23 protein-coding genes are annotated in these 22,359 nt (G+C 71.7%); 7 read left to right on the top strand and 16 right to left on the bottom strand.

Going from position 1 to position 22,359, the window contains the following annotated elements:
• Positions 1 to 7: 7 nt before the first annotated feature.
• Positions 8 to 292, bottom strand: a complete 285-nt coding sequence (locus tag ACF3NH_RS11855; protein ID WP_198366442.1) for a BolA family protein — start codon at positions 290 to 292, stop codon at positions 8 to 10.
• A gap of 97 nt (positions 293 to 389) precedes the next feature.
• Here ACF3NH_RS11855 and ACF3NH_RS11850 point away from each other — a divergent pair, with 97 nt between their 5' ends.
• From ACF3NH_RS11850 to ACF3NH_RS11835, 4 genes are all read left to right on the top strand, one after another.
• Entirely contained in the window at positions 390 to 1,019 is a 630-nt protein-coding gene (locus ACF3NH_RS11850) for a J domain-containing protein (RefSeq protein WP_198366441.1), read from the top strand.
• An 84-nt stretch (positions 1,020 to 1,103) separates the two neighbouring features.
• On the top strand, positions 1,104 to 2,111 hold the full coding sequence (gene cobS, locus ACF3NH_RS11845; RefSeq protein WP_198366440.1) for a cobaltochelatase subunit CobS: 1,008 nt from the start codon (positions 1,104 to 1,106) through the stop codon (positions 2,109 to 2,111).
• A 78-nt stretch (positions 2,112 to 2,189) separates the two neighbouring features.
• Positions 2,190 to 4,061, top strand: coding sequence for a cobaltochelatase subunit CobT (gene cobT / locus ACF3NH_RS11840; protein WP_198366439.1), 1,872 nt, complete (start codon positions 2,190 to 2,192; stop codon positions 4,059 to 4,061).
• Positions 4,058 to 5,074 (top strand): esterase-like activity of phytase family protein, encoded by a 1,017-nt coding sequence (locus ACF3NH_RS11835; protein WP_422923014.1) that lies wholly within the window; start codon positions 4,058 to 4,060, stop codon positions 5,072 to 5,074. The genes cobT and ACF3NH_RS11835 overlap by 4 nt, the downstream gene beginning before the upstream one ends.
• Here ACF3NH_RS11835 and ACF3NH_RS11830 read toward each other — a convergent pair.
• From ACF3NH_RS11830 to ACF3NH_RS11805, 6 genes are all read right to left on the bottom strand, one after another.
• On the bottom strand, positions 5,031 to 5,795 hold the full coding sequence (locus tag ACF3NH_RS11830) for a sensor histidine kinase (RefSeq protein ID WP_198366437.1): 765 nt from the start codon (positions 5,793 to 5,795) through the stop codon (positions 5,031 to 5,033). The two genes, ACF3NH_RS11835 and ACF3NH_RS11830, sit on opposite strands and share 44 nt — an antisense overlap.
• A gap of 104 nt (positions 5,796 to 5,899) precedes the next feature.
• The gene (gene rpmB / locus ACF3NH_RS11825) at positions 5,900 to 6,205 is read right to left on the bottom strand and encodes a 50S ribosomal protein L28 (protein WP_198366436.1); all 306 of its coding nucleotides are present in this window, start codon (positions 6,203 to 6,205) and stop codon (positions 5,900 to 5,902) included.
• A 130-nt stretch (positions 6,206 to 6,335) separates the two neighbouring features.
• Positions 6,336 to 6,599 carry a hypothetical protein gene (locus tag ACF3NH_RS11820; RefSeq protein WP_198366435.1) on the bottom strand — a complete coding sequence of 88 codons (264 nt, stop codon included), beginning with the start codon at positions 6,597 to 6,599 and terminating at the stop codon, positions 6,336 to 6,338.
• A gap of 58 nt (positions 6,600 to 6,657) precedes the next feature.
• Positions 6,658 to 8,622, bottom strand: coding sequence for an ABCB family ABC transporter ATP-binding protein/permease (locus ACF3NH_RS11815; protein WP_422923011.1), 1,965 nt, complete (start codon positions 8,620 to 8,622; stop codon positions 6,658 to 6,660).
• A 128-nt stretch (positions 8,623 to 8,750) separates the two neighbouring features.
• On the bottom strand, positions 8,751 to 9,905 hold the full coding sequence (locus tag ACF3NH_RS11810) for a GGDEF domain-containing protein (protein WP_198366434.1): 1,155 nt from the start codon (positions 9,903 to 9,905) through the stop codon (positions 8,751 to 8,753).
• A 190-nt stretch (positions 9,906 to 10,095) separates the two neighbouring features.
• Complete coding sequence (locus ACF3NH_RS11805) at positions 10,096 to 11,310, bottom strand: aminotransferase class V-fold PLP-dependent enzyme (protein ID WP_422923009.1); 1,215 nt, start codon at positions 11,308 to 11,310, stop codon at positions 10,096 to 10,098.
• Here ACF3NH_RS11805 and ACF3NH_RS11800 point away from each other — a divergent pair.
• Complete coding sequence (locus tag ACF3NH_RS11800; RefSeq protein ID WP_422923007.1) at positions 11,309 to 12,175, top strand: NUDIX hydrolase; 867 nt, start codon at positions 11,309 to 11,311, stop codon at positions 12,173 to 12,175. The genes ACF3NH_RS11805 and ACF3NH_RS11800 overlap by 2 nt on opposite strands.
• 31 nt (positions 12,176 to 12,206) lie before the next feature.
• Here ACF3NH_RS11800 and ACF3NH_RS11795 read toward each other — a convergent pair whose 3' ends face one another.
• The gene (locus ACF3NH_RS11795) at positions 12,207 to 13,043 is read right to left on the bottom strand and encodes a lipid-binding SYLF domain-containing protein (RefSeq protein WP_422923005.1); all 837 of its coding nucleotides are present in this window, start codon (positions 13,041 to 13,043) and stop codon (positions 12,207 to 12,209) included.
• A gap of 70 nt (positions 13,044 to 13,113) precedes the next feature.
• On the bottom strand, positions 13,114 to 13,755 hold the full coding sequence (locus ACF3NH_RS11790; protein ID WP_422923003.1) for a histidine phosphatase family protein: 642 nt from the start codon (positions 13,753 to 13,755) through the stop codon (positions 13,114 to 13,116).
• 144 nt (positions 13,756 to 13,899) lie between these two features.
• Here ACF3NH_RS11790 and ACF3NH_RS11785 point away from each other — a divergent pair, with 144 nt between their 5' ends.
• Positions 13,900 to 14,184 carry a hypothetical protein gene (locus ACF3NH_RS11785; RefSeq protein WP_422923001.1) on the top strand — a complete coding sequence of 95 codons (285 nt, stop codon included), beginning with the start codon at positions 13,900 to 13,902 and terminating at the stop codon, positions 14,182 to 14,184.
• Here the strand turns inward: ACF3NH_RS11785 and ACF3NH_RS11780 are convergent.
• The 7 genes from ACF3NH_RS11780 to ACF3NH_RS11750 form a co-directional block, all read right to left on the bottom strand.
• Positions 14,181 to 15,077: an amidohydrolase family protein gene (locus ACF3NH_RS11780; RefSeq protein ID WP_422922999.1), complete on the bottom strand. Its 897-nt coding sequence runs from the start codon at positions 15,075 to 15,077 to the stop codon at positions 14,181 to 14,183. The two genes, ACF3NH_RS11785 and ACF3NH_RS11780, sit on opposite strands and share 4 nt — an antisense overlap.
• A 308-nt stretch (positions 15,078 to 15,385) precedes the next feature.
• A complete protein-coding gene (locus ACF3NH_RS11775; RefSeq protein ID WP_198366425.1) occupies positions 15,386 to 16,246 on the bottom strand; it encodes a hypothetical protein in 861 nt (286 codons plus the stop codon).
• 120 nt (positions 16,247 to 16,366) lie between these two features.
• Entirely contained in the window at positions 16,367 to 17,557 is a 1,191-nt protein-coding gene (locus ACF3NH_RS11770) for a 4-hydroxybenzoate 3-monooxygenase (RefSeq protein ID WP_422922996.1), read from the bottom strand.
• 18 nt (positions 17,558 to 17,575) lie between these two features.
• Positions 17,576 to 18,769, bottom strand: a complete 1,194-nt coding sequence (locus ACF3NH_RS11765; protein WP_422922994.1) for an FAD-binding protein — start codon at positions 18,767 to 18,769, stop codon at positions 17,576 to 17,578.
• Positions 18,766 to 20,247 (bottom strand): FAD-linked oxidase C-terminal domain-containing protein, encoded by a 1,482-nt coding sequence (locus ACF3NH_RS11760; RefSeq protein ID WP_422922992.1) that lies wholly within the window; start codon positions 20,245 to 20,247, stop codon positions 18,766 to 18,768. The genes ACF3NH_RS11765 and ACF3NH_RS11760 overlap by 4 nt, the downstream gene beginning before the upstream one ends.
• A 150-nt stretch (positions 20,248 to 20,397) precedes the next feature.
• Positions 20,398 to 20,523, bottom strand: coding sequence for a type B 50S ribosomal protein L36 (gene ykgO / locus ACF3NH_RS11755; protein WP_198366420.1), 126 nt, complete (start codon positions 20,521 to 20,523; stop codon positions 20,398 to 20,400).
• A gap of 27 nt (positions 20,524 to 20,550) precedes the next feature.
• Entirely contained in the window at positions 20,551 to 21,522 is a 972-nt protein-coding gene (locus ACF3NH_RS11750) for a hydrogen peroxide-inducible genes activator (protein ID WP_198366419.1), read from the bottom strand.
• Between the two features lie 138 nt (positions 21,523 to 21,660).
• On the opposite strand from ACF3NH_RS11750, the gene ACF3NH_RS11745 reads away from it, so the two are divergent.
• Positions 21,661 to 22,233 carry a peroxiredoxin gene (locus tag ACF3NH_RS11745; protein WP_198366418.1) on the top strand — a complete coding sequence of 191 codons (573 nt, stop codon included), beginning with the start codon at positions 21,661 to 21,663 and terminating at the stop codon, positions 22,231 to 22,233.
• The last annotated feature ends 126 nt before the right edge of the window (positions 22,234 to 22,359 follow it).

The following is a 22,359-nucleotide window of genomic DNA, read 5'->3' as shown; positions in this document are numbered from 1 at the left end:
CGGCGGCTCAGGCCGCCTGCCCCGCCTCCTCGGGCGTCAGCAGGCGGAGCGAGAGGGCGTGCAGCCCGCTGCCGAACTCGGCGGCCAGAGCATCGTGCACGGCGCGCGAGCGCGCCACACGGCTCATCCCGCGGAAGTCGGGCGTGACGAGTTGAACGGTATAATGGGTCTGGCCGCCGGGCGCGGCGCCGGCATGCCCGGCATGCCGGTGGCTGTCATCGGCGATCTCCAGTTCGGCCTCCTGGAAGGTCCGGAGCAGGAGGTTTCGCATGCGTTCGGCACGTGTGCTCATAGGTTGTGCTTTTCCACGACAACTCGCCTGACGCCAAGCAAAAGGTTTGCAATCTGGCGGCTTGCGGCCATCACGATACGCGACCATAAACCTTCAAATGGCCCGCCGCGGCGAACGTCCCAGATCCGACAGCCCCACCCCGACCCAACTGTGCGAAGCGCCCGGTTGCGAGGCAGCCGGGGAATTCCGCGCGCCCCGCGACCGCTCGCGGCTGCGCGATTATTATCATTTCTGCCTCGAACACGTCCGTGCCTACAATCAGGCCTGGGACTACTACAAGGGCATGAAGCCCGAGGAGATCGAGCAGAACCTGCGCGAGGACAGTGGCTGGCAGCGCCCGACCTGGCCGCTGGGCCGCCTTGGCAACACGCGCATCAATGCCGATCTGTTCAGGGATCCGCTGGGTCTCTTCGGTCAGGCGCCGCCGACCCCGCGCAAGAGCGCCCGTGAGGCGCCGCCCGAATTGCGCGCCGCGCTCGATATGCTGGGCCTGGGCTGGCCGCTGGAGCAGGCGGCGCTGCGGGCCCGTTACAAGGAACTCGCCAAGCGCTACCATCCGGACACCAACGGTGGCGACAAGGCGGCCGAGGAACGGCTGAAGGACATCAACCGGGCCTATAGCCTGCTGCGCCGGAGGCTGGCCGACACGGCGGCCGAACACCCGCCCGAGGCGCGGCCTGGCGAGGAGAGGCCCGGCCGGGCCCGCGCCGCCAGCCGCGCCGCCTGATGCAGCACAACTCGAGCAGAGACCGATCGCACCACGACCGATCCCGCCGCCCGTAATACGAGAGCCGAGAGCGAAGAGAGCCCTATGAACAAGGTCGCTACCCTTTCCGACGCCCGCCCCACCTCCGCCATCAACCTGCCGGACATCACCGTCAAGGCGCGCGAGGTGTTCGGCATCGACAGCGACCTGGAGGTGCCCGCCTTCTCGGTTCGCACCGAGCACGTGCCGGAGGTCGACCCCACCTACCAGTTCGACCGCGACACCACCCTGGCCATCCTGGCGGGCTTCGCCTTCAACCGCCGCGTCATGGTCCAGGGCTATCACGGCACCGGCAAGTCGACGCATATCGAGCAGGTGGCGGCGCGGCTGAACTGGCCCTGCATCCGCGTCAACCTCGACAGCCACATCAGCCGCATCGACCTGATCGGCAAGGACGCCATCGTCCTGAAGGACGGCAAGCAGGTCACCGAGTTCCGCGAGGGCATCCTGCCCTGGGCCCTGCAGCACCCCTGCGCCATGGTCTTCGACGAGTACGACGCCGGCCGCCCGGACGTGATGTTCGTCATCCAGCGCGTGCTGGAGGTCGAGGGCAAGCTGACGCTGCTCGACCAGAACCGCGTCATCCATCCGCATCCGGCCTTCCGCCTCTTCGCCACGGCGAACACGGTGGGCCTGGGCGACACCACCGGCCTCTATCACGGCACCCAGCAGATCAATCAGGGCCAGATGGACCGCTGGAACATCGTGGCCACGCTGAACTACCTGCCGCATGCGCAGGAGAGCGCCATCGTCGCCGCCAAGCTCGGCATCGACCCGAAGGATGCCGCGGCGAAGAAGCGCATCGACGCCATGGTGGCGCTGGCCGACCTGACGCGGGCGGGCTTCATCGCCGGCGACATCTCCACCGTCATGTCGCCGCGCACCGTCATCACCTGGGCCGAGAACACCCGCATCTTCGGCGATGTCGGCTTCGCCTTCCGCCTCTCCTTCCTCAACAAGTGCGACGAGGCGGAGCGCTCGACGGTCGCCGAGTACTACCAGCGCTGCTTCAACGAGGAAGTGCCGACCGGCCTGCTGGTCCGCAAGGGCTGAGGGCCGGCCCGGGGAGGCCCGCCCTCCCGGGGCCTTCGGGGCGACCGGCCCCGTGTGATCGTTGAAGGGGCGAGCGCGATGAGCGGCAGCAGCAAGGACCTGACGCGTCAGGAAGAATTCAAGCGGGCCACCGCCGGCGCGCTGCGCGCCATGGCGCGCAATGCCGAGGTGCAGGTGGCCTACCAGCCCGGCCCCTCCGGCCTCGCCGGCAAGCGGGCCCGCCTGCCCCTGCCGACCCGCGCCCTGCCGCCCTCGGAGATGGCGCGGCTGCGCGGCGCGGCGGATGCCATCGCGCTGCGGCTGCGCCACCATGACGAGGCCGCCCACGCCGCCCGCACGCCGCAGCGCCGCGAGGCGCGCGAGGTGTTCGACGCGCTGGAGCAGGCGCGCGTCGAGGTCGTCGGCAGCCGCAGCATGCCCGGCGTCGCCGCCAACCTGCAGGCCCGGCTGAACGAGACCTGCGAGGCCGAGGGCTACGACCGCATGACCCGCAAGGACCAGCTGCCGCTGCCGGCGGCGCTGTCCCTGCTGGCGCGCGAGCGCCTCTCCGGCGAGGTCGCGCCGCAGGCCGCGCAGCGCATCCTGGAGCTCTGGCGCGGCACCCTGGGCGAGCAGGCGGACGCGGCCCTCGAGGAGATGGCCCGCTTCGGCGAGGACCAGGACCGCTTCGCCCGCGCCGCCCGCAGGCTGCTCTCCGCCCTCGACCTCGCCGAGGCCGAGGTGGAGGCCGAGGCGGAGGAGGACGAGGCCGGCGAGGAAGGCACGGAGACCGCCTCCGAGCAGGAGAACTCGGCCGAGGGCGAGGCGCAGAGCCAGGATTCCGATCCCATGATGGGGGCCGAGCCCGAGACCATGCAGGGCGAGGGCGCCGAGGAGGATGGCGAGGCCGAGGAGGAGGACGGCGTGGCGGCCGAGGGCGAGGACCGCCCCGGCGGCCCGCAGCAGCGCAAGGAGGTCGCCCCCTCCGACGATTCCTCCGCCTACCGCGCCTTCACCCGGAAGTTCGACGAGGAGATCTCCGCCGAGGATCTCTGCGACGCCGAGGAGCTGGCGCGGCTGCGCCAGCAGCTCGACCAGCAGCTCAGCCACCTGCAGGGCGTGGTCTCCAAGCTGGCCAACCGGCTGCAGCGCCGGCTGCTCGCCCAGCAGCAGCGCGCCTGGGAGTTCGACCTGGAGGAGGGCACGCTGGACGCGGCGCGCCTCGCCCGGATCGTCGCCAACCCCATGCTCTCGCTCTCCTACAAGCGCGAGCGCGAGGCGGATTTCCGCGACACCGTCGTCACCCTGCTGATCGACAATTCCGGCTCGATGCGCGGCCGGCCGATCTCGGTCGCCGCCATGTGCTCCGACATCCTGGCCCGCACGCTGGAGCGCTGCTCGGTCAAGGTCGAGATCCTGGGCTTCACCACCCGCGCCTGGAAGGGTGGGCAGAGCCGGGAGCGCTGGGTGCAGGAGGGCAAGCCGCGCAATCCCGGCCGCCTGAACGACCTGCGCCACGTCATCTACAAGGGTGCCGATTCGCCCTGGCGGCGGGCGCGCAAGAATCTCGGCCTGATGCTGCGCGAGGGGCTGCTCAAGGAGAACATCGACGGCGAGGCGCTGGAATGGGCCTATCGCCGCCTGCTCGCCCGCCCCGAGCGGCGCCGCATCCTGATGGTGATCTCGGACGGCGCGCCGGTCGATGACAGCACCCTCTCGGTCAACCCCGGCAACTACCTGGAGCGTCACCTGCGCAAGGTGATCCACGACATCGAGCAGCGCGACATCGTCGAGCTGATCGCCATCGGCATCGGCCACGATGTCACGCGCTACTATCGCCGCGCCGTCACCATCGTGGATGCCGAGGAGCTGGGCGGCACGATGATGAAGAAGCTGGCCGAGCTGTTCGACGAGGATGCCGCCGCCGCCTTCCAGCGCGCCGCCACCGAACGGTCCCCCCTGGTCGCGTGATCCTGTTGAACCGCCGCAGCCTCCTCCTCGGGGCGGCGGCGGCGGCCGGGCTGGGGGCCTGCGCCACGCTGCGGCTGGCCGGGGCGCCCGCCACCCCCCTGCCCCCGCTTCCGCTGCCCGAGGACGCTCCCCTGATCTCCCAGGGCGGCCTGCTGCTGAACCGGCATGTCATCGGCTTCGGCGGCATCTCGGCCCTGCATGTCGATGATGCGCTGACCCTGACCGCCATCAGCGATCTCGGCCACTGGATGCAGGCCGGGCTGGAGATCGATGCCGGGGGCCGTCCGCGGGGGCTGCAGGCGCTGCGCACGGGCCGGCTCGATACCGGCTTCCCCCTCCACCTGCCCGGCGTCTCGCGCGATGCCGAATCCCTCGCCCGCACGCCCGAGGGCGGCTGGCTGGTGGGCTTCGAGCGCTGGCACCGCATCGTCGCCTATGACCGGCTGGATGGGCCGGGTCGGCTGGTGGAGAAGGCGCCGCCGGGCCTCGGCGCGCAGCCGAACAACGCCGGCCTCGAAAGCCTCGCGGTGCTGGCCGACGGGCGCTGGTGGGCGGTGAGCGAGGGCCTCTGGCAGGATGAGGGCACGCTGCGCGCCTGGCTGGGCCGGCCCGGCGGCTGGACCCTGCTGCGCTACCGCCCGGCGCGCGGCTTCGTGCCCACCGACGCCGCCCCCCTGCCGGACGGCGGCGTGCTGATGGTGGAGCGCCGCTTCAGCCTGAGGACACCCGGTTTCAGTGGCCAGCTGCGCCGCATCCCGGCCGCGCAGCTGGCCTCCGCGACGGCGGAGAGCGTGATCGAGCCGGAAACCCTGCTGCCCGCGGCGGCCCTGCCGCACGAGAACTGGGAAGGGGTCAGCGCCTTCCACCATGCCGGCCGGCCGTGGATCGCCATGGTGGCGGACGACAACGAGATGTTCTTCCAGAAGGGCCTGCTGCACCTCTTCACCCTGCGGGCCGCACCGGAGGCCCTCAGCGGCCGGAGGACGGCACCAGGCGCTGCTTCGGCAGGGTGAGCCAGGCCCGGGCGCCGATGCCCCGCACCGCCTCCAGCCGCAACTCGCCGCCATGCGCCTGCAGGAGCTGCCGTGCCACCGCCAGGCCAAGGCCCAGGCCGCGCGTCCCCTCGCCCCGCGCCGCCGGGCCCAGATCGGCGGCGGCGAGGCCGGACCCCTCATCCTCCACCACGATGGCGAGCACAGCCTCGGACCGAACCAGGCGAAGGCCGATCGGGTCGCCCTCCCGGCTGTGGCGCACGGCGCGGGTCAGGACCTGCATCACCGCGCCGCGCAGCGCCCGGTGATCCGCCCGCACGGCGACCTCCTCGAACTCCGGTGCGATCTCCCAGTGCCGCCGGCCGGGCGCCAGGGCCAGGGAGACCTGCTCCACCGCATCCCTCAGCAGGGCCGCCAGGGACAGCGTCTCCTCGCGGAGCGCCCTTGGGCCGGCGGCGGCGGCGGCACAGTCATGCGCGTCGGCGGCCAGGCAGAGCAGGGCGCGCGCCTGCCCGTCCGGCGGCAGGTCGCCGCCGGTGCCGGCCCGCCCCAGCAGCGCCAGGGCCCGGCCATGCAGCTCCTGCGCGAAGAGGTCGAGCATGCGGCTGCGCAGCGCCAGGTCCCGCGCCAGGGCGTCCGCGCGGGCCTCGGCCCTGCGGCGCAGGCGCCATTGCGCCAGACCGCTGGCCAGGAGGGCGAGCAGGCAGAGGATGAGCAGCAGGTCGGTCAGGTGCGGCGGCATGCGCTCATCCTGCGCGACAACCGCTAAGGAATCACAAAAGGCGCGCCCGCCAGCGGCAGGACACGCCTTCGTGACAGCATGAGGGCCCCGTCGGGCCCTCCGCCTCAGGCCGCGGAAGCGGCCGCCTTCTTTTCCTGGGCGCGCTGGATGCGGCGCTTCAGGGTCAAGGCCTCGCCCGGCAGCTTGCGGTCGGCGGTGCCGAGCAGGAAGCTGTCCAGGCCGCCATTGTGCTCCACGGTGCGGATGCCGTTGGTGGAGAGGCGGAGCTGGATCGAGGTGCCCAGCACGTCGGAGAAGAACGAGGTCTCCTGCAGGTTCGGGAGGAACCGGCGACGCGACTTGTTGTTGGCGTGGCTGACGTTGTTGCCCGTCAGCACGCCCTTGCCGGTGATGCCGCAACGGCGAGCCATGGCGCTAACCCTTCAAACGACTTCAGGGTCGCGGCAGTGGCCACGCACCCGAGATGAGAACAGAGGGGGGCGTATGGCCCGCCCCCCGGTCGAAGTCAAGGATTCGGGAGGGGATTCGGGCCGGAGCGGTTCAGAACTCCTGCCCGCCGGGCGGGGTGCCACGCATCTCCTGCAGCTCCCCCGCCTCGACCGAGGCCAGCGCGCTGCGCAGCACGTTGGCGATGGCGCGGTCCTCCATGCTGCGGGCCATCAGCCCGAGCGCGCCGCCCAGCAGGGCGGACGCCACCGAGATCGGCGCGATCTTCTGCTCGATCATGTATTCGATCGCCTTGTCCACCACGGAACCGGCATGGCTGAGATCTTCCGGGGCCACCCCCTGCGGATCGAGTTGCATCTGGTGCCTCCTGGATACTCCGGCGTCACATAGTCAGGCCGGCGGCCGAGCGAAAGGGTCAGCGGGCGGGGGTCGGCTCTGCGCCGCGCGGGGCGGGGCGCCCGCCGTTCGGCTTGTGTCCGATGCTGTCCCGGGCGCCCTCCCCGGCGCCATCCTGCGGGCGGTGCGCCGGGCCGGCATCGGGATCGACGCCGCTGGCCGCGGCCTTGGCCGCCGCCGCCGCCGCCGCCTCGGCCGCCGCCACCGCCTCGGACTGGCGCCGCCACATCTGGGCGTAGAGCCCATCCTCGGCCAGCAGCACGGCGTGGCTGCCCCGCTCGGCGACGCGGCCCTCCTGCAGCACGATGATCTCGTCGGCCTCCACCACGGTCGAGAGGCGGTGCGCGATGACCAGGGTGGTCCGCCCGCGCGCCACGCCGCGCAGCGCCGCCTGGATCTCCTGTTCGGTGCGGGTGTCGAGGGCGCTGGTCGCCTCGTCCAGGATCAGCACGCGGGGGTCCTTCAGGATGGTCCGCGCGATGGCGACGCGCTGCTTCTCGCCGCCCGAGAGCTTGAGGCCGCGCTCGCCGACGCGGGTGTCGTAGCCCTCCGGCAGGCGCATCACGAAATCATGCACCTGGGCGAGCCGCGCCGCCGCCTCCACCTCCGCCTCCGAGGCGCCGGGGCGGCCATAGGCGATGTTGTAGCGGATGGTGTCGTTGAACAGCACGGTGTCCTGCGGCACGACGCCGATGGCGGCGCGCAGGCTCTCCTGCGTCACCTGGCGGATGTCCTGCCCGTCCAGCAGGATGCGGCCGGATTGCAGGTCGTAGAAGCGGAACAGCAGGCGGGAGATGGTGGACTTGCCCGCCCCCGTCGGCCCGACGATGGCCAGCATCCGCCCCGCCGGCACATGGAAGGACACGCCCTTCAGGATGGTTCGGTCCGGCCGGTAGCCGAAGCGGACCTCCTCGAAGACCAGCTCGCCCGGCCCGGCGGCCAGCGGCCGCGCATCCGGCGCGTCCGCCACCTCCTGCTTCTCGCGCATCAGGGTGAACATCGCCTCCATGTCCACCAGCCCCTGCTTCAGCTCGCGATAGACGAAGCCCAGGAAGTTGAGCGGCAGGTAGAGCTGGATCAGGTAGGTGTTCACCAGCACGAAATCGCCGACCGTCATGCTGCCGTTCGAGACGCCGCGCGCCGCCATCAGCATGACGACGGTCAGCCCGATGGCGATGATCCCGGCCTGGCCCATGTTGAGGTAGTTCAGCGTCACTTCCGAGCGGGTATAGGCCTTCTCGTAGCGCGCCAGCGTGGCGTCGTAGCGGGCCGCCTCATGCTTCTCGTTGCCGAAGTACTTGACGGTCTCGTAGTTCAGCAGGCTGTCGATGGCCTTGGTGTTGGCCTCCTGGTCCATCTCGTTCATCGCCCGGCGGAAGCGCAGCCGCCAATCGGTGAAGACCAGCGTGAAGGCGATGTAGAGCCCGATCGTCACCAGCGTCACGGCGGCGAAGGAGAAGTCGAACATCCCCCAGAGGATCCCCGCCACGAGCAGGATCTCGATCAGCGTGGGGACGATGTTGAACAGCATGAAGTCGAGGACGAAGTTGATCCCCCGCGTGCCGCGCTCGATGACGCGGGACATGCCGCCGGTCTGCCGGTCGAGGTGGAAGCGGAGCGAGAGCGCGTGCAGGTGGCGGAAGACATTCAGCGCGATGACGCGCCCGGCCCGCGCCTGCACCTTGGTGAAGATGGCGTCGCGCAGCTCGGCGAAGGCGGAGCTGGCCATCCGCAGCAGGCCATAGCCCACCACCAGCGCCACCGGGATGGCGACCATCGCCGCCGCCCCCTCCCGCGGGCCCAGCGCGTCGACGGCGCGGGCATAGGCGATCGGCACCAGCACATTGGCGCCCTTGGCCAGCACCATCAGCACCAGGGCGATCACCACGCGGGTGCGCAGCCCGGTCTCGTTCTTCGGCCAGAGATAGGGCGCGAGGGTCAGCAGCGTCCGGCCATGGCCGCGTGGAGAGGAGGAAGCAGGCAAAACGGGATGTCTCCGGTCGGGTCGGCGGTTACATGGCGGCCGGGGCGCCGGGCGGCAATGCGGGGCTGCTGCGCGCCAGGGTGGCGGCAGGCGGCGGCTCCCTCGGAAGCGCGGCCGCGGGCCTGGCCTCAGGCGCGGCTCAGGGCCGGATCGTCGAAGCGCCGGCCGATGCCGCGCCCGCCCTGCTTCGCCGCGTAGAGCGCGGCATCGGCCCGCAGGCGCGCCTCCTCCAGCGTCGCCGCATCCTCCGGGATGCAGGCCCAGCCCAGGCTGACGCCCACGCGCAGCAGCATCCCCTCGACATCGTAGGGCCGGTCCGCGATGGCGGAGACCAGGCGTTCCGCCACCTGCTGCACCGCCTCGGGCTCCATGTCGCGGATCACGACGACGAACTCGTCACCCCCGGTCCGGGCCACGAGGTCGGCCGGGCGGAGATTGCGCGACAGCCGTGCCGCCACCTCGACCAGCAGCTTGTCGCCCACGTCATGGCCATGGGTGTCGTTGATCGGCTTGAAGCCGTCCAGATCGAGGTAGAGCGTGGCCAGCCGGCTGGCGCCGTCCATCCGCGCGCCGAAGGCAGCCTCCAGGCCGAAGCGGTTCAGCAGCCCGGTCAGCCGGTCGTGCTGCGCCAGATGGCTGCTGCGGGCCTCCGCCGCGAGCGAGCCCACCAGCGTGTGCTGGAAGGTCCAGATGATCTGCCAAGTACCGAGGAAGAAGGGCACGGCCATGACCGGCAGCAGCAGCAGCCAGGGATCGCCGGACAGCGCCGCCCCGGTGACGAAGGGCAGCACGCAGAGCGCCACGAGGAGCATCGCCAGGCGCGGGGCGGAGAAGTTGCGCGCACAGACCGAGCCGACCACCGCCATGATCAGGCTGGCGGAGAGGATCATCAGCGTGGCATCGCCACTGCGCATGGCGGCGAAGGACATGCTGCCCTGCAGGGCGCACCAGAGCAGCGAGAGCAGGATCGCGCCCTCGATGCGCGGCCGCAACCCGGCCGCCCGGCTGCGCTGGATGCCGCGGATCACCGTCAGCCGGCCGAACAGGATCAGCAGCTCCAGCGCCAGGAACAGGCTGAAGAGGGGGACCTCCTGACGCAGCAGGCAGACGCCGGCGACGACGACGCCGTTGAACGCGCCCATCACCACCGCCATCGGCGACGAGACGAGCTGGCCGAGCAGCAGGGGCCGGGCACCCTCCGGCACGGCGCAGGCCGGATCGGTCAGCCAGGACAGGGCGGGGCAGCGCCAGATGATGCGGGCGGTCGAAGGGTGACCCATCATGTCTCGGACTCTGTCCCCCGCGCGGACATGGCCTGCGCCTATCCTCCTGCTCGGCGGATCGGCCAGGAGACCGGGATCAGGTTCTAGGCCCGGATATACACTCTATGGTTGCATATCCTCCTCGATATCGCAAGATGCGCGGTGTATCGCTCCGTTATCCACGCATTGCGGAGATGGCCGCTCCCGTCGCTCAGGCGGCGCAGAGGGTGAGCAGGCGATCGATCTCGTCCTCGGTATTGTAGTAGTGCGGCGAGGCGCGGAGGACGCTGCCGAGGCCCCGCCTCTCGGCGTCGATGCGCGTGCTGGCGGGCTCCGAGGCGCCGATCACGATCCCCGCCCGCGCCGCCTCGGCGACCATGTCGCGCGCCGCCCGCCCCGCCAGGGTGAAGCTGACGATGGCCGAGGGGCTCCGGCCGAGATCCCGCACCACGGCGCCGGGGATGCGCGCCAGGCCCTCGCGAAGCCGCGCCGAGAGCGCCTGGCATCGCGCCTGGATCGCCTCCAGCCCGAGGCCCAGCGCATAGTCCACCGCCACGCCGAGCCCGGCGCGGGCGGCGTAGTTGTTCTCCCAGGTCTCGAAGCGGCGCGCGTCGTCGCGCAGCCGGTACTCCTCCCGCGCCACCCAGGGCGCGGCGAAATGGTCGATCATCGGCGGCTCCAGCCGCTGCAGGAGGCCGCGCCGGACATAGAGGAAGCCCGTGCCGCGCGGCCCGCGCAGGAACTTCCGCCCCGTGGCCGAGAGCATGTCGCAGCCGATGGCCTCGACATCCACCGGCATCTGCCCCACCGCCTGGCAGGCATCGAGCAGGTAGGGGACGCCGTGCCGCCGGGCGATGCGGCCGATCGCGGCGGCCGGATTGGTCAGCCCGCCATTGGTCGGCACCCAGGTGATGGCGATGAGCTTCACCCGCGCGTCGATCATCGCCTCCAGCGCCGCGGTGTCGAGCTCGCCCGTGGCGTCGCTCGGCACCACGGCGATCTCGGCACCGGTCCGCCGCGCCACCTGCAGGAAGGCGACGTAGTTGGCGGCGTACTCGGCCTCGGCGGTCAGGATGCGGTCGCCGGGGGCGAAGCGCAGGGAATAGAAGGCCATCTGCCAGGCGACGGTGGCGTTCTCCACCAGGGCGATCTCCTCGCGCCCGGCGTTCAGCAGCCGCGCGACCGAGTCGTAGACCCCCTCCAGCCGCCCCGCCTCGGCCGCCGCCGCGGCATAGCCGCCCAGCTCGGCCTCCAGCTCCAGATGGCGCACCTGCGCCGCCAGCACCGGCGCCGGCATCAGCGCCGCCCCGGCATTGTGCAGATAGGCGCGGCGTGCGGCGGCGGGCGTCTCGGCCCGGATGCGGTCGAGGTCGATCATGCGCCACAGCCTTGCCGGGATGCCGCGCAGGGCGCAAGAGAGCCGCATGAACGGCTTCGCCCGGCATATCGCCGCCTGCAACAACCTCCCCTCCCCGGCCGGCCTGGTGCCCTTCCGCATCGGCGCCGAGCAGGTCGGCTGGCTGGAGCCCGATCTCGCCCGCTGGCTGGCCTTCCGCCCGCGCGACTTCCATTTCGACGGGCAGGGCGTCGCCCTGCCGGCGCGGCTGCGCGGCGCCGCGGCGCGCGAGGCGGTGCTGGCCGACGCGGCGCGCGGCCTGGCGCGGGATGGCTATCTGCGCCTCCGCGGCGAGCCCTTCGACGTGCGCGCCACGCCGGAGGGGCCGGTGCTGGCGCGGCTCGATCGCGGCGCCATCCCGGCCTTCGGCATCCTGGCGCAGGGGGTGCACCTGAACGGGCTGGTGCGCCGCCCGGAGGGCCCCGGGGGCGGGCTGCACCTCTGGCTCGGCAAGCGCTCGGCCACCAAGGCGGTGGCGCCGGGGCAGTGGGACAACATCGTCGCCGGCGGCACGCCCGCCGGGCTGGACGCCATGGCGACGCTGGTGAAGGAGGCGGAGGAGGAGGCCGGCCTGCCGCGCGACCTCGCCCTCCGGGCCCGTCCGGTCAGCCGGATCTCCTACATCATGAAGCAGGAGCACGGCCTCCGCCGCGACATCCTGCATGCCTTCGACCTGGAGCTGCCGGAGGACTTCCGCCCCGCCCCGCATGACGACGAGGTGGAGCATTTCGAGCTCTGGCCGGCGCGGCGCGTGCTGGAGGCGGTGCGCGACACGGACGACTTCAAGTTCAACGTCAACCTGGTGCTGATCGACCTCTTCCTGCGCGAGGGGCTGATCGACCCGCGCGGCGAGGAAGGCCGCCGGCTGGCGGCGGGGCTGCGCGCCGGGGACTGACCTCCCGCGCCGCCCGGCCGGCGCCGGCCCGTCAGGGCAGCGGCTGCGCCTGCACCCCGCCGCCCTGGTAGCCGGGCGGCGCCTGGTAGGGCTGCTGCTGCGGCGGCTGGTAACCGGGCTGGGCGGGCGGCTGCGGCGGCTGGCTGGCGGGGGCGGTGCCGAAACGCATCAGCGCGCCGCGCAGCGGATCGGCGCCGGGATTGTGCGCGGCCATGTCCACCACGATCTGCCGGGCGCCGAAGCTCTGCCCGTAATAGGTGCGGTTGCGTTCGCTGTTGGCGCTGAGCAGGGAGCCGTCCAGCGAGATGCCGGCATAGAGGCCGCGCGTCTTGGCGAAGGTAACGATGTCCGCGCCGACCGCCGCCGTGGTCGATCCCCCGATGCCGCCGCCGATCACCGCGACGGCGATGGAGGCATCGGCGCCGATCTTGAACTGGCTGTCCATCAGGGCGCTGAGGCCCCGGTCGGTCAGGATCATCATCATGACCATGGCATCCTGCACGCCGATCTGCAGGCCGATGCTGCCGCTGCCGATGCCGTAGAAGGCCGGCGAGGACCAGGAACCGGCCCCGTCGCGCGCCAGCAGCACGCAGGAGCCCCCCTGCCCGCCGAAGATGAAGCCGGCCCGGAAGACCCGCGGGCAGATCATCACCGCCCGGGCGCGGCGCAACAGGCTGATGGCGTCGTTGAAATGCGCCGCGTTCCGGTCGCTCCCGGCGCCGAGCATCTCCTGCACCGCGAGGGTCGATTGATCGACGAGGTTCTGCTCCTCGGCCTGCGCCAGGGCCGCGCGCGGCTGCCCGGCCAGCCCCGCCAGGGCCAGCAGCCCGGCCGCGAGAAGCATCCTCGGAGAGATGGAGCGCCGCATGAAAATCCTCCGACAAGCCTTTGCGAAGACATGACCTCTCGGCTCAGGCGTGGCAAGCCCAACTTGCGGGTCAGGGCGCCGCGAGGGGCGGCTCCTCGTTCACGGAGGCGACCCGCCAGTGGCCGGCATGGGGGCCGGCATGATGCTCCAGCCGGGTCAGCGACAGGTTGCGCACCGAGAACTGGAAGGCCTGGTGCGGATCGAGGCCCATGGCATGGGCCACGGCGGCGCGGATCGAGCCGCCATGCGCCACGATCACCACATCCCGCTCGCGCAGCTCCCGCGCCATCTCGTCCAGCGCCGGGCCGACGCGGCCGATCACGTCGCGCAGGCTCTCGCCGCCGGGCGGCTTCTCCTCCGCCGCATGCGGCCAGAAGGGATGTGGCGGCGCCGAGAGGCGCTCGGCGAAGGCCTCGTGCGAGACGCCCTGCCATTCGCCCAGGTGCTGCTCGCGGAAGCGCGGCTCGACGCGCATCTCCGCCTCGGGGTAGCCGGCGGCGAAGATGGCGGCGGCGGTGGCGCCGGTGCGGGAGAGCGGGGTGCGGACCCAGAGGGCGCCCGGCGGCAGGCGGCCTGCCAGCCAGGCATAGGCGGCGCTCTCCTGCGCCAGCGCGACGGTGCAAAGGGCGACATCCATGTCGCCGTACATGGTCACCCGGGCGGAAGGCTCGACGATGGCGTGGCGGATGAGGAAGAAGCGGGTCGTGCTCACCCGCATTCTCTAGAGCAGATCCCGATCCGATGGAAATCCCGGATCGGCCGGACGATGCCGTCCGGGCTTCCTTCAGGCTTTGTTCAGGGGTGCCGGGGATAATGCCGCCGCCGCCCCAGAACCGGGCGCGCAGGAGAGCACAAGATGTCCCCCGTCCATCCCCCCGTCCCGCCACCGGTCGTGCCGCAGATCCCCGATCTGGCCGGGCAGGCCGGCAGGCTCGACTTCACCTACCGCCTGCCCGGCTGGCCCGGTGGCGCGGCGCCGGATGCCATCCTGGCCAGTGCCGAGGCCATGCGCCTGGATCTGGCCGGCATTCCGCTGCAATCCCCGCCCCAATCCCCGTCCCCTTGCGGCCTGGCCGGCCTGCTGGAGGCGATGACGCGGAGCGGCATGACGGGCAGCCTCACCCGGCTGGGCGTCCCCTAGGCCGGGAAGCCATAGAGACGGGCCGGGTTCTCCACCAGCACGCGGTGGCGGAGGGCCGCCTCCGGCGCCCAGTCGGCCAGGAGGTCCAGCAGGTCGCCGACATTGGGCATCACCCCCCAGTTGGCGACATGCGGCCAGTCGGAGCCCCAGACGCAGCGCTCCGGCGCGGCCTCCAGCAGGGCGCGGGCCATCGGCGCCGTCTCCGGGTATGCGGGCGCATCGTCGCTCAGCCGGTAGGCGCCGGAGAGCTTGACCCAGGCACCGTCGCGCACCAGCGAGACGAGCGTCCGGAATCCCGGCTGCTCCAGCGCGCCGGCGGCCGGCATATGCCCCATATGGTCGATGACGAAGGGCACCGGCAGCTTCGCCAGGCGTGGTGCCAGCTCCGGCAGTTGCCGCGCGTCCAGCAGCAGTTGCAGGTGCCAGCCCATCTCGCGGCAGAGCGCCCCGTAGGATTCCAGCCCGTCCAGGCTGACGCCGCCGCCGAACAGCACATTGACCCGCAGGCCGACGACGCCGGCCGCCTTCAGCGCGCCATACTCCGCCTCCGACCGGCCGAGGCCGACCACGCCGATGCCGCGCAGCCGGTCCGGATGCGCGCGCAGCACGCTCTCCATCAGCCGGTTGTCCGTGCCGTGCACGCTCACCTGCACCAGCACGCCATGGGTCATGCCGGTGGCGTCCAGCATGGCGAGGTAGGCGGAGGGGCCGGCCTCGGGCGGGGTGTAGCTGCGGTTCGCCACCAGCGGCCAGCGGGGCGGCAGGCCGATGACATGCGCGTGGGTGTCCACCGCGCCGGACGGCACGGCGAAACGGCGCGGCCCGCGCGGATGCGGATCGGGGCCGGGGCAGAGGGCCTCGGGGACGCGGGGGCCGGCGGAGAGATCGGTCATCGGCGTCGAGCACCTTGCCTCGGGTTTCGGGCAGCGGCAGGGCCGCGATGAGCATCAGCCCATAGGCCAGCACGGCGAAGATGGCGATGGCCCTGGCCGGCGTCACGCTGGCCGGAGCCGCGCAGCCGCATCGGCAAGAGTTCCGAGAAGGCTTCGTCGTGCGGGATATCACGCGTGTTCCCGTGAAGGATGCCTGTCGCCGCCCCGACGCGCGACAGAAAACGCAAACGCCCCGCGCCTCAGGTGCGCGGGGCGGAAGATGACGGCCGTTTCACGAAAGTGGGCGCGCGCTGGCGCCCACCGGGAAATCAGGCAATCACCGGATCATAGGCGCCCTGCCGGCCTTCCTCGTAGCCGTAGGTCACGAAGTGCCAGGCCAGCTGGTCGTTGGTGATCACGCCGGCCAGGGCGAGATCGGGATTGAGCAGGGCGTACTGCGTCTCGTTGAACAGGTCGACCTGCCGCCCCTCGTTGAAGCCGAACTGCACGTAATGCTCGGTGCCGGCGCCGTCGATCGCGTTGGCGACGCCGGAGGCGCCGAAGGCCGTGATCAGGTCGCCATGGCTCGCCACATAGGACAGGCCGTCGAAATCGGTCTCACGCCCCTCGGCACGGCCGAAGCGGAGATAGTGAAGGGCGCCGCCCTCATCGGCATTGGCGCCGAAATCGGCATTGACGAGGACATCGGTGTTGGCGGCGAGATAGCTGTTGCCGTCAAAGAGGATGCTGCGGCCCTCGAGGGCGCCATGATCCCGGAAGTGCGACCAGGCCGCGTCCCGGTCCTCGCCGAAGGCGTTGCCAAGATCCTCGTAGGACGCCAGATAGGCGTAGCCGAGGAACTGACCGACATCGCCGAACTCGCGCGTGCCGTTGAGATCGGTGGCGATCGCCTCGACGTCGAGCAGCGTGTCGACCCCCTCGGGGCCGCGGATCACGCCCTCATCCTCCCAGCGGTAGATCTGGTAGTCGTCGAGATTGCCGCCCAGCAGCACCGTGTCCCGCCCGTCGCCGCCTTCCAGCCGGTCATTGCCGGGGCCGGGGATGAGCAGGTCGTCACCGCCCCGCGCCTCGATGCGGTCATCGCCGGCCAGGCCGTTGATGCTGTCATTCGAGACGGATTCGGGCGAGACGAGGTTGTCATTCCCCTCAGTGCCGAGAATCGCGACCATCTGACTGTCTCCTCTGTGGTTCCCGCGTCAGGAACAACCGAGGCGCCAGTCAGTTTCGTCGCGTGAGATCACGAATCTTTCGAAGTCGGCGCTCCTTCGGATGAGACGATTCCGTATCGGTCACGCCTCCGCATCGAAGGGCAGGCCGACATAGTTCTCGGCCAGCGACACCGCCGCGGCGCGGGTGTCGCGGATCAGCGCCAGCTCGGCCTCGCGCACCTGCGCGTCGAACAGCGTCTCCGCCGGATCGCGGTGCAGCAGACGCGTCATGAACCAGGAGAAGCGTTGCGCCTTCCACACGCGGCGCAGGCAGGTCTCGCTGTAGCGCTGCAACCGTCCGCTGTCGCCCGCGCGGGCCTCGGCCTCGAGGGCGCGCGACAGGACCAGCGCATCGGCGACGGCGAGGTTCAGCCCCTTGGCGCCGGTCGGCGGCACGATATGCGCGGCGTCGCCGGCGAGGAACAGTCGACCGTGCTGCATCGGGGCGCAGACGAAGCTGCGCAGCGGGATGATGCCCTTCTGGAAGATCTCGCCCTCGTCGAGCGTCCAGCCGTCATCCGTCGCCAGGCGCGCGCGCAACTGGTCCCAGATGCGCGCCTCCGGCCATTGCGTCAGATCCTCGGCGGGATCGCATTGCAGGTAGAGGCGCTGGATCTCCGGCGTCCGCGTCGAGAGCAGGGCGAAGCCCTCGCCCTGGCTGGCATAGATCAGTTCCGGCCAGGACTGGCGCGCATGCACCAGGATGCCGAGCCAGGCGAAGGGGTAGAGGCGGTGCGCCTCCTGCCGCAGGCTGGCGGGAATCGCCTGACGCGAGGGGCCGTGATAGCCGTCGGCGCCGACGATGAAGTCGCAGTCGAGGCGGCTCTCCCGCTCCGCCCCGGCCTCGCGGTAGGTGATGAAGGGGCTCTCGCCGTCGATCCCGTGCAGCCGCGCGCCGGAGATGCCGAAGCGGATCTCGCCGCCGCGCGCCAGCAGCGCGCCGATCAGGTCGCGCAACACCTCGTGCTGCGGATAGACGGTGACGTGCCGGCCGTCCGTGAGCCCGGCGATGTCGAGATGGAAGCGCCGGCGGTGCGATTGCAGGGTGATGCCGTCATGCACATGCCCCTCCCGGTCCAGCCGTTCGCCGAGGCCGAGCTCGCGCATCAGCTCCGTCACCCAGTGCTCCAGCACCCCGGCGCGGATGGTGCCCTCGACGGCGGCGCGGTCGCGGCTTTCGAGCACGACGCTGTCGATGCCGGCGCGCCGCAGCAGCAGGGCGAGGAAGAGGCCGGCGGGCCCGGCGCCGAGAATTCCGATCCGGGTCCGCATGGCCCTCCCCCTCCCCGCTCAGCCGCGCATCCGGCCGGGATTGAGGATGCCCGAGGGGTCCATCGCCGCCTTGACCCGCGCGCCGATGGCGGCCAGCGGCGGCGGCTCCTCCGGCAACACCGGCACGGCGGCCCGCAGGGCATCGGGCGCGCGGAACAGCGTGAAGGTGCCGCGCGACGCCCGGGCCGCCGTCATCACCGCGCGATGCGCCGCATCGCTGGCCGGCCCGGCGACCCAGACCAGCCCGCCGCCCCAGTCGAGCAGCAGCCGCGCGCCGAAGGCCTCGCGCAGGGCCCGCGCCGCCGCCGGCGCCGCCGAGGGCCGCAGGGAGAGGCGCCAGATGGCCTCGCCCGGCAGGGCGCCGAGCGCCGCCGCATCGCGCACGGCGCGCCACAGGGCCAGGCTGGCCTCGCCCTCCAGCAGCCCGGTCTCGCCATGTCCGGCCAGCGCCGCGCGGAGGCCGGCCGAGCGATGCGCCAGGAACTCGGCGAAATCCTCCAGCCGCAGCAGCGCCACCGCCCCATCCAGCCCGAGCGGCGGATAGCCTTCCGGCAGGAGCGCGGCGCCGCTGACGCCATAGGGGCTGCCGAGCCCGGCGGAGAGCGCCGCGACACCGTGCCGCAGATCGGGCACGCGCACGGCGACCGTCAGGCTGGCCTCGGGGCGCGGCAGCAGCTTCAGCGTGATCTCGGTCAGCACGCCGAGCGTGCCGTGGCTGCCCGCCAGCAGCTTGCAGAGATCGAGCCCGGTGACATTCTTGTGGACCCGCCCGCCGGAGCGGATCAGTTCGGCATGGCCGGTGACGGCGCGCACGCCCAGGACCTGGTCGCGCAGCGCCCCGGCCGGCCCGATGCGGCGCGGCCCCGAGAGATTGGCCGCCACCATGCCGCCCAGTGTCGAAGGCTGGTCATGGCCGAAGAGCGCCGAGAAATCGGGTGGCTCGGCGGTGATCATCTGCCGCCGCGCGTCCAGTGCCGCCTCGATCTCCGGCAGCGGCGTGCCGGCGCGGGCCGAGAGCACCAGCTCCTCCGGCCGGTAGAGGGTGATGCCGGTCAGCGCCCGGGTGGAGAGGGTGCGCGCCGCCTGCACCGGGCGCAGCATCGCCCGCTTGCCGCCCAGCCCCTCGATGGCCAGCGGCTCGCCGGCGGCGGCGGCGCGGCGCACCACGCCGAGCAGCGCCTCCTCGGTCTGCGGCGCCAGGAGGTCGCTCATGCCGCGGCGGTCGCCGGCGGGTGGACCAGCGGATTGCCCTCCAGCGGGAAGACCTTGGCCGGGTTCAGCAGCCATTGCGGGTCGAAGGCGCTCTTGATGCGCCGCTGCTGCGCCAGCTCGGCCGGGTTGAACTGCACCGTCATCAGGTCCCGCTTCTCGACGCCGACACCATGCTCCCCGGTCAGGCAGCCACCGACCTCGACGCAGAGCTTCAGGATATCGGCGCCGAAGGCCTCGGCCTTGCGGAAGCTCTCCGGATCGTTGGCGTCGAACATGATCAACGGATGCAGGTTGCCGTCCCCGGCATGGAAGATGTTGGCGACCTTCAGGCCATAGGCGTCGGACATCTCCTGCATCCGCCGCAGCACCCGCGGCAGCTCGCCCACCGGGATGGTGCCGTCCATGCAGAGATAGTCCGGGCTGATGCGGCCGACGGCGCCGAACGCCCCCTTGCGGCCCTTCCAGATGGCGAGGGATTCCTCCGCCGTCTCGGCCACGCGGAGCGAGATCGGGTCGAAGCGGCCGCAGATCGCCTTCAGCCGCGCAAGCAGCGCGTCCTGCTCCTCGGTATTGCCCTCGACCTCGATGATTAGCATCGCCTCGGCATCCAGCGGATAGCCGGCCTGGGCGAAGGCCTCGCAGGCATGGATCGCCGGGCGGTCCATGAACTCCAGCGCCACCGGGATGATGCCGCTGCCGATGATGGCATCCACCACCTGGCCGGCCACCTCGTTGCTGCGGAAGGCGGCCAGCATGGCGCGCGCGCCCTCGGCCGCGCGCAGGATGCGCACCGTGACCTCGGTGACCAGGCCGAGCTGCCCCTCGCTGCCGGTGATCAGGCCGAGCCAGTCGTAGCCGGCCGCATCGAGATGCGCGCCGCCGATCTCGATCACCTCGCCCTCGATGGTGACGAACTTCACGCCCAGCAGGTTGCCCGCGGTGACGCCGTACTTCAGGCAATGCGCGCCGCCCGAGTTCATCATGACGTTGCCGCCGATCATGCAGGCGAGCTGGCTGGAGGGGTCGGGCGCGTAGAAGAAGCCCTCGGCGGCGACGGCCTGGGTGATGCCGATATTGGTGACGCCGGCCTGCACCACGGCCAGCCGGTCGGCATAGTCCACCTCGAGGATGCGGTTCATCCGCATCAGGCCGATCACCACCGCATCGGCCAGCGGCAGCGCGCCGCCGGAGAGGCTGGTCCCGGCGCCGCGCGGCACCACGCGGATGCCGTTGCGGTGGCAGTAGCGCAGCACGGCGGCGACCTCCTCGGTCGTGGTCGGCAGCACCACGGCCAGCGGCGGCTGGCGGTAGGCCGAGAGGCCGTCCGTCTCATAGGCGCGGAGCCGCTCAGGGTCGCCGATCACCGCCTGCCCGCCGGGGCGCGCCGGGCCGGGGTCGGGCAGCAGGTCGCGCAGATCGGCCAGGATGCGGTCGCGCCGGGCCAGCACGGCGACATCCGGTTCCGGCAAGGCGATCATGCGGCATCCTCCACGAGCTTTGCCGCCGAGGATGGGGTGCGCCACGCCCGCCGGCAAGAGCACGCAGAAACGCCGCCGCGGGCGGGCCGCGGCGGCGTTTTCAGACAGGAAGCGGATCGCCGACCGGGAGCACCCGGCGGCGCCCGGAGGTCAGCCCTGGCGGGCCTTCATCCGGGGGTTCTTCTTGTTGAGCACATAGAGACGGCCACGACGGCGAACCATCACGCAGTTCTTGTCGCGCGTCTTGGCGCTCTTCAGGCTGTTACGGATCTTCATTGGCTGAACCCCTTCGAGCGGGCGCGTTTAGGGGGCGGTGGCCAGCTTGTCAACCGAAAGGCCGGCCTCCGGGGCCTCCCTTGGGGCCTTCCCCGGACCCGCCGCCGCGATGGCCGCGGCCACCGCCGGGGCCAGCCCGCGGAACTCCGCGGCGCGGGGCGAGCGTGCGCGCCAGGCAAGGCCCAGCCCCCGCCCCTGCGGCACTTCCAGCGGCCTCAGCACCAGGCTGGCGCCGTTCAGCACCCCGCCCGCCACGGCCAGGCGCGGCAGCAGCGTCACGCCAAGCCCGCCGGAAACCATCTGCACCAGGGTATGCAGGCTGGTGGCGGCGAACCCCTCGCCGCCGGCGCCGGGCAGGCCGCAGGCGGCAAGGGCATGGTCGCGCAGGCAATGCCCGTCCTCCAGCAGCAGCAGCCGCTCGCCGCCCAGCGCTTCCATCGAGACCGCCGCCTGCTCCGCCAGCCGGTGCCCGGCCGGCAGGGCGACGACGAAGGGGTCCTCGGCGATACGCAGGGTCTCGACTTCCGGCAGCGCCACCGGCAGGGCGAGCAGCAGCAGGTCGAGCCGGCCGGCGAGCAGCTCCTCCGCCAGATCCTGGGTCAGGCCCTCGCGCAGCCAGAGCTGCAGCCGGGGGAAGCCCTGCCGCAGGGCCGGCATCAGATGCGGCAGCAGGAAAGGGCCGATGGTCGGGATGACGCCGAGGCGGAGCGGGCCGGAGAGCGGGTCGCGCGCCGCCGCCGCCGTCTCCGCCACCGCCGCCAGGGCGGCCAGTGCGACCCGCGCGCGCGCCACCAGCTCCAGGCCCAGGGGAGTGAAGACCGGGCGCTTTCCCGGGCCGCGCTCCAGGACGGCGGCGTCGAGATGCCGCTCGAGCGCGATGATGCCGGCCGAGAGGGTGGATTGCGTGACCGCGCAGGCGGCCGCGGCGCGGCCGAAATGACCGAGGTCGGCGAGCGAGACCAGATAGCGGAGCTGTTGGGGGCTGGGCAGCGGCGTCATCGATTCAGGCGATCATTCCTTCGAAAACTATTCATTGGCATGTGTGCATTGCAGCATCCATAAAGGTTGTGCAGCGCGGAATGGCGCCCGCCAAGGGCGCCTTCCGCCGAAATCGCACATCATGGGGATCCATCACGCATGCTGACCGTCGGTGACAAGCTTCCCGCCTTCAACCTGACCGCCGTGAAGGGCGGCCCCGAGGGGCTCGAGGGCCCGGGCAAGTCCTTCACCCAGATTTCCAACGAGTCCGATGCCGGCAAGTGGAAGGTGATCTTCTTCTGGCCGAAGGACTTCACCTTCATCTGCCCGACCGAGATCGCCGCCTTCGGCAAGCTGAACGAGGAGTTCGCCGATCGTGACGCCGTGCTCTACGGCGCCTCGACCGACAGCGAGTTCGTGCACCTGAACTGGCGCGTGCACAACAACGACATCCGCGACCTGCCGATCCCGATGCTGGCCGATACCCGGCGCGAGCTCGCCTCCGCGCTCGGCATCCTGGACAAGGCCGAGGGCGTGGCGCTGCGCGCGACCTTCATCGTCGACCCCGAGGGCACCATCCAGTGGGCCTCGGTGAACGGGCTGAACGTCGGCCGCAATCCGCAGGAGGTTATCCGCGTGCTGGACGCCCTGCAGACCGACGAGCTCTGCCCCTGCAACTGGAACAAGGGTGGCGACACGCTGAAGCCGCAGGAGCTGTTCAAGGCCGCCTGATCCGGCGTGGAACCGGCGCGGGCCAAGCGGCCCGCGCCCCTTCTTCTCCCGGCGCCCGCCCTCCGGCCGGCTGCCATTCCGGGGCATTCCCCTCGGAGCATCCCGCGGGATCTCCCCCGCCCTCTC

Source organism: Pseudoroseomonas sp. WGS1072, assembly GCF_049340465.1.
Lineage (GTDB): Bacteria > Pseudomonadota > Alphaproteobacteria > Acetobacterales > Acetobacteraceae > Pseudoroseomonas.
The sequence above is the reverse complement of the archived record's forward strand: the minus strand, read 5'-3'. Positions and strand labels throughout refer to the sequence as shown.

Excerpts from the sequence above, each read along its gene's own strand:
- ACF3NH_RS11855 (WP_198366442.1), bottom strand. The coding sequence starts at position 292 with ATGAGCACACGTGCCGAACGCATGCGAAACCTCCTGCTCCGGACCTTC.
- ACF3NH_RS11850 (WP_198366441.1), top strand. The coding sequence starts at position 390 with ATGGCCCGCCGCGGCGAACGTCCCAGATCCGACAGCCCCACCCCGACC.
- cobS (WP_198366440.1), top strand. The coding sequence starts at position 1,104 with ATGAACAAGGTCGCTACCCTTTCCGACGCCCGCCCCACCTCCGCCATC.
- cobT (WP_198366439.1), top strand. The coding sequence starts at position 2,190 with ATGAGCGGCAGCAGCAAGGACCTGACGCGTCAGGAAGAATTCAAGCGG.
- ACF3NH_RS11830 (WP_198366437.1), bottom strand. The coding sequence starts at position 5,795 with ATGCCGCCGCACCTGACCGACCTGCTGCTCATCCTCTGCCTGCTCGCC.
- rpmB (WP_198366436.1), bottom strand. The coding sequence starts at position 6,205 with ATGGCTCGCCGTTGCGGCATCACCGGCAAGGGCGTGCTGACGGGCAAC.
- ACF3NH_RS11820 (WP_198366435.1), bottom strand. The coding sequence starts at position 6,599 with ATGCAACTCGATCCGCAGGGGGTGGCCCCGGAAGATCTCAGCCATGCC.
- ACF3NH_RS11810 (WP_198366434.1), bottom strand. The coding sequence starts at position 9,905 with ATGATGGGTCACCCTTCGACCGCCCGCATCATCTGGCGCTGCCCCGCC.
- ACF3NH_RS11800 (WP_422923007.1), top strand. The coding sequence starts at position 11,309 with ATGAACGGCTTCGCCCGGCATATCGCCGCCTGCAACAACCTCCCCTCC.
- ACF3NH_RS11805 (WP_422923009.1), bottom strand. The coding sequence starts at position 11,310 with ATGCGGCTCTCTTGCGCCCTGCGCGGCATCCCGGCAAGGCTGTGGCGC.
- ACF3NH_RS11795 (WP_422923005.1), bottom strand. The coding sequence starts at position 13,043 with ATGCGGCGCTCCATCTCTCCGAGGATGCTTCTCGCGGCCGGGCTGCTG.
- ACF3NH_RS11785 (WP_422923001.1), top strand. The coding sequence starts at position 13,900 with ATGTCCCCCGTCCATCCCCCCGTCCCGCCACCGGTCGTGCCGCAGATC.
- ACF3NH_RS11780 (WP_422922999.1), bottom strand. The coding sequence starts at position 15,077 with ATGACCGATCTCTCCGCCGGCCCCCGCGTCCCCGAGGCCCTCTGCCCC.
- ACF3NH_RS11775 (WP_198366425.1), bottom strand. The coding sequence starts at position 16,246 with ATGGTCGCGATTCTCGGCACTGAGGGGAATGACAACCTCGTCTCGCCC.
- ACF3NH_RS11770 (WP_422922996.1), bottom strand. The coding sequence starts at position 17,557 with ATGCGGACCCGGATCGGAATTCTCGGCGCCGGGCCCGCCGGCCTCTTC.
- ACF3NH_RS11765 (WP_422922994.1), bottom strand. The coding sequence starts at position 18,769 with ATGAGCGACCTCCTGGCGCCGCAGACCGAGGAGGCGCTGCTCGGCGTG.
- ACF3NH_RS11760 (WP_422922992.1), bottom strand. The coding sequence starts at position 20,247 with ATGATCGCCTTGCCGGAACCGGATGTCGCCGTGCTGGCCCGGCGCGAC.
- ykgO (WP_198366420.1), bottom strand. The coding sequence starts at position 20,523 with ATGAAGATCCGTAACAGCCTGAAGAGCGCCAAGACGCGCGACAAGAAC.
- ACF3NH_RS11750 (WP_198366419.1), bottom strand. The coding sequence starts at position 21,522 with ATGACGCCGCTGCCCAGCCCCCAACAGCTCCGCTATCTGGTCTCGCTC.
- ACF3NH_RS11745 (WP_198366418.1), top strand. The coding sequence starts at position 21,661 with ATGCTGACCGTCGGTGACAAGCTTCCCGCCTTCAACCTGACCGCCGTG.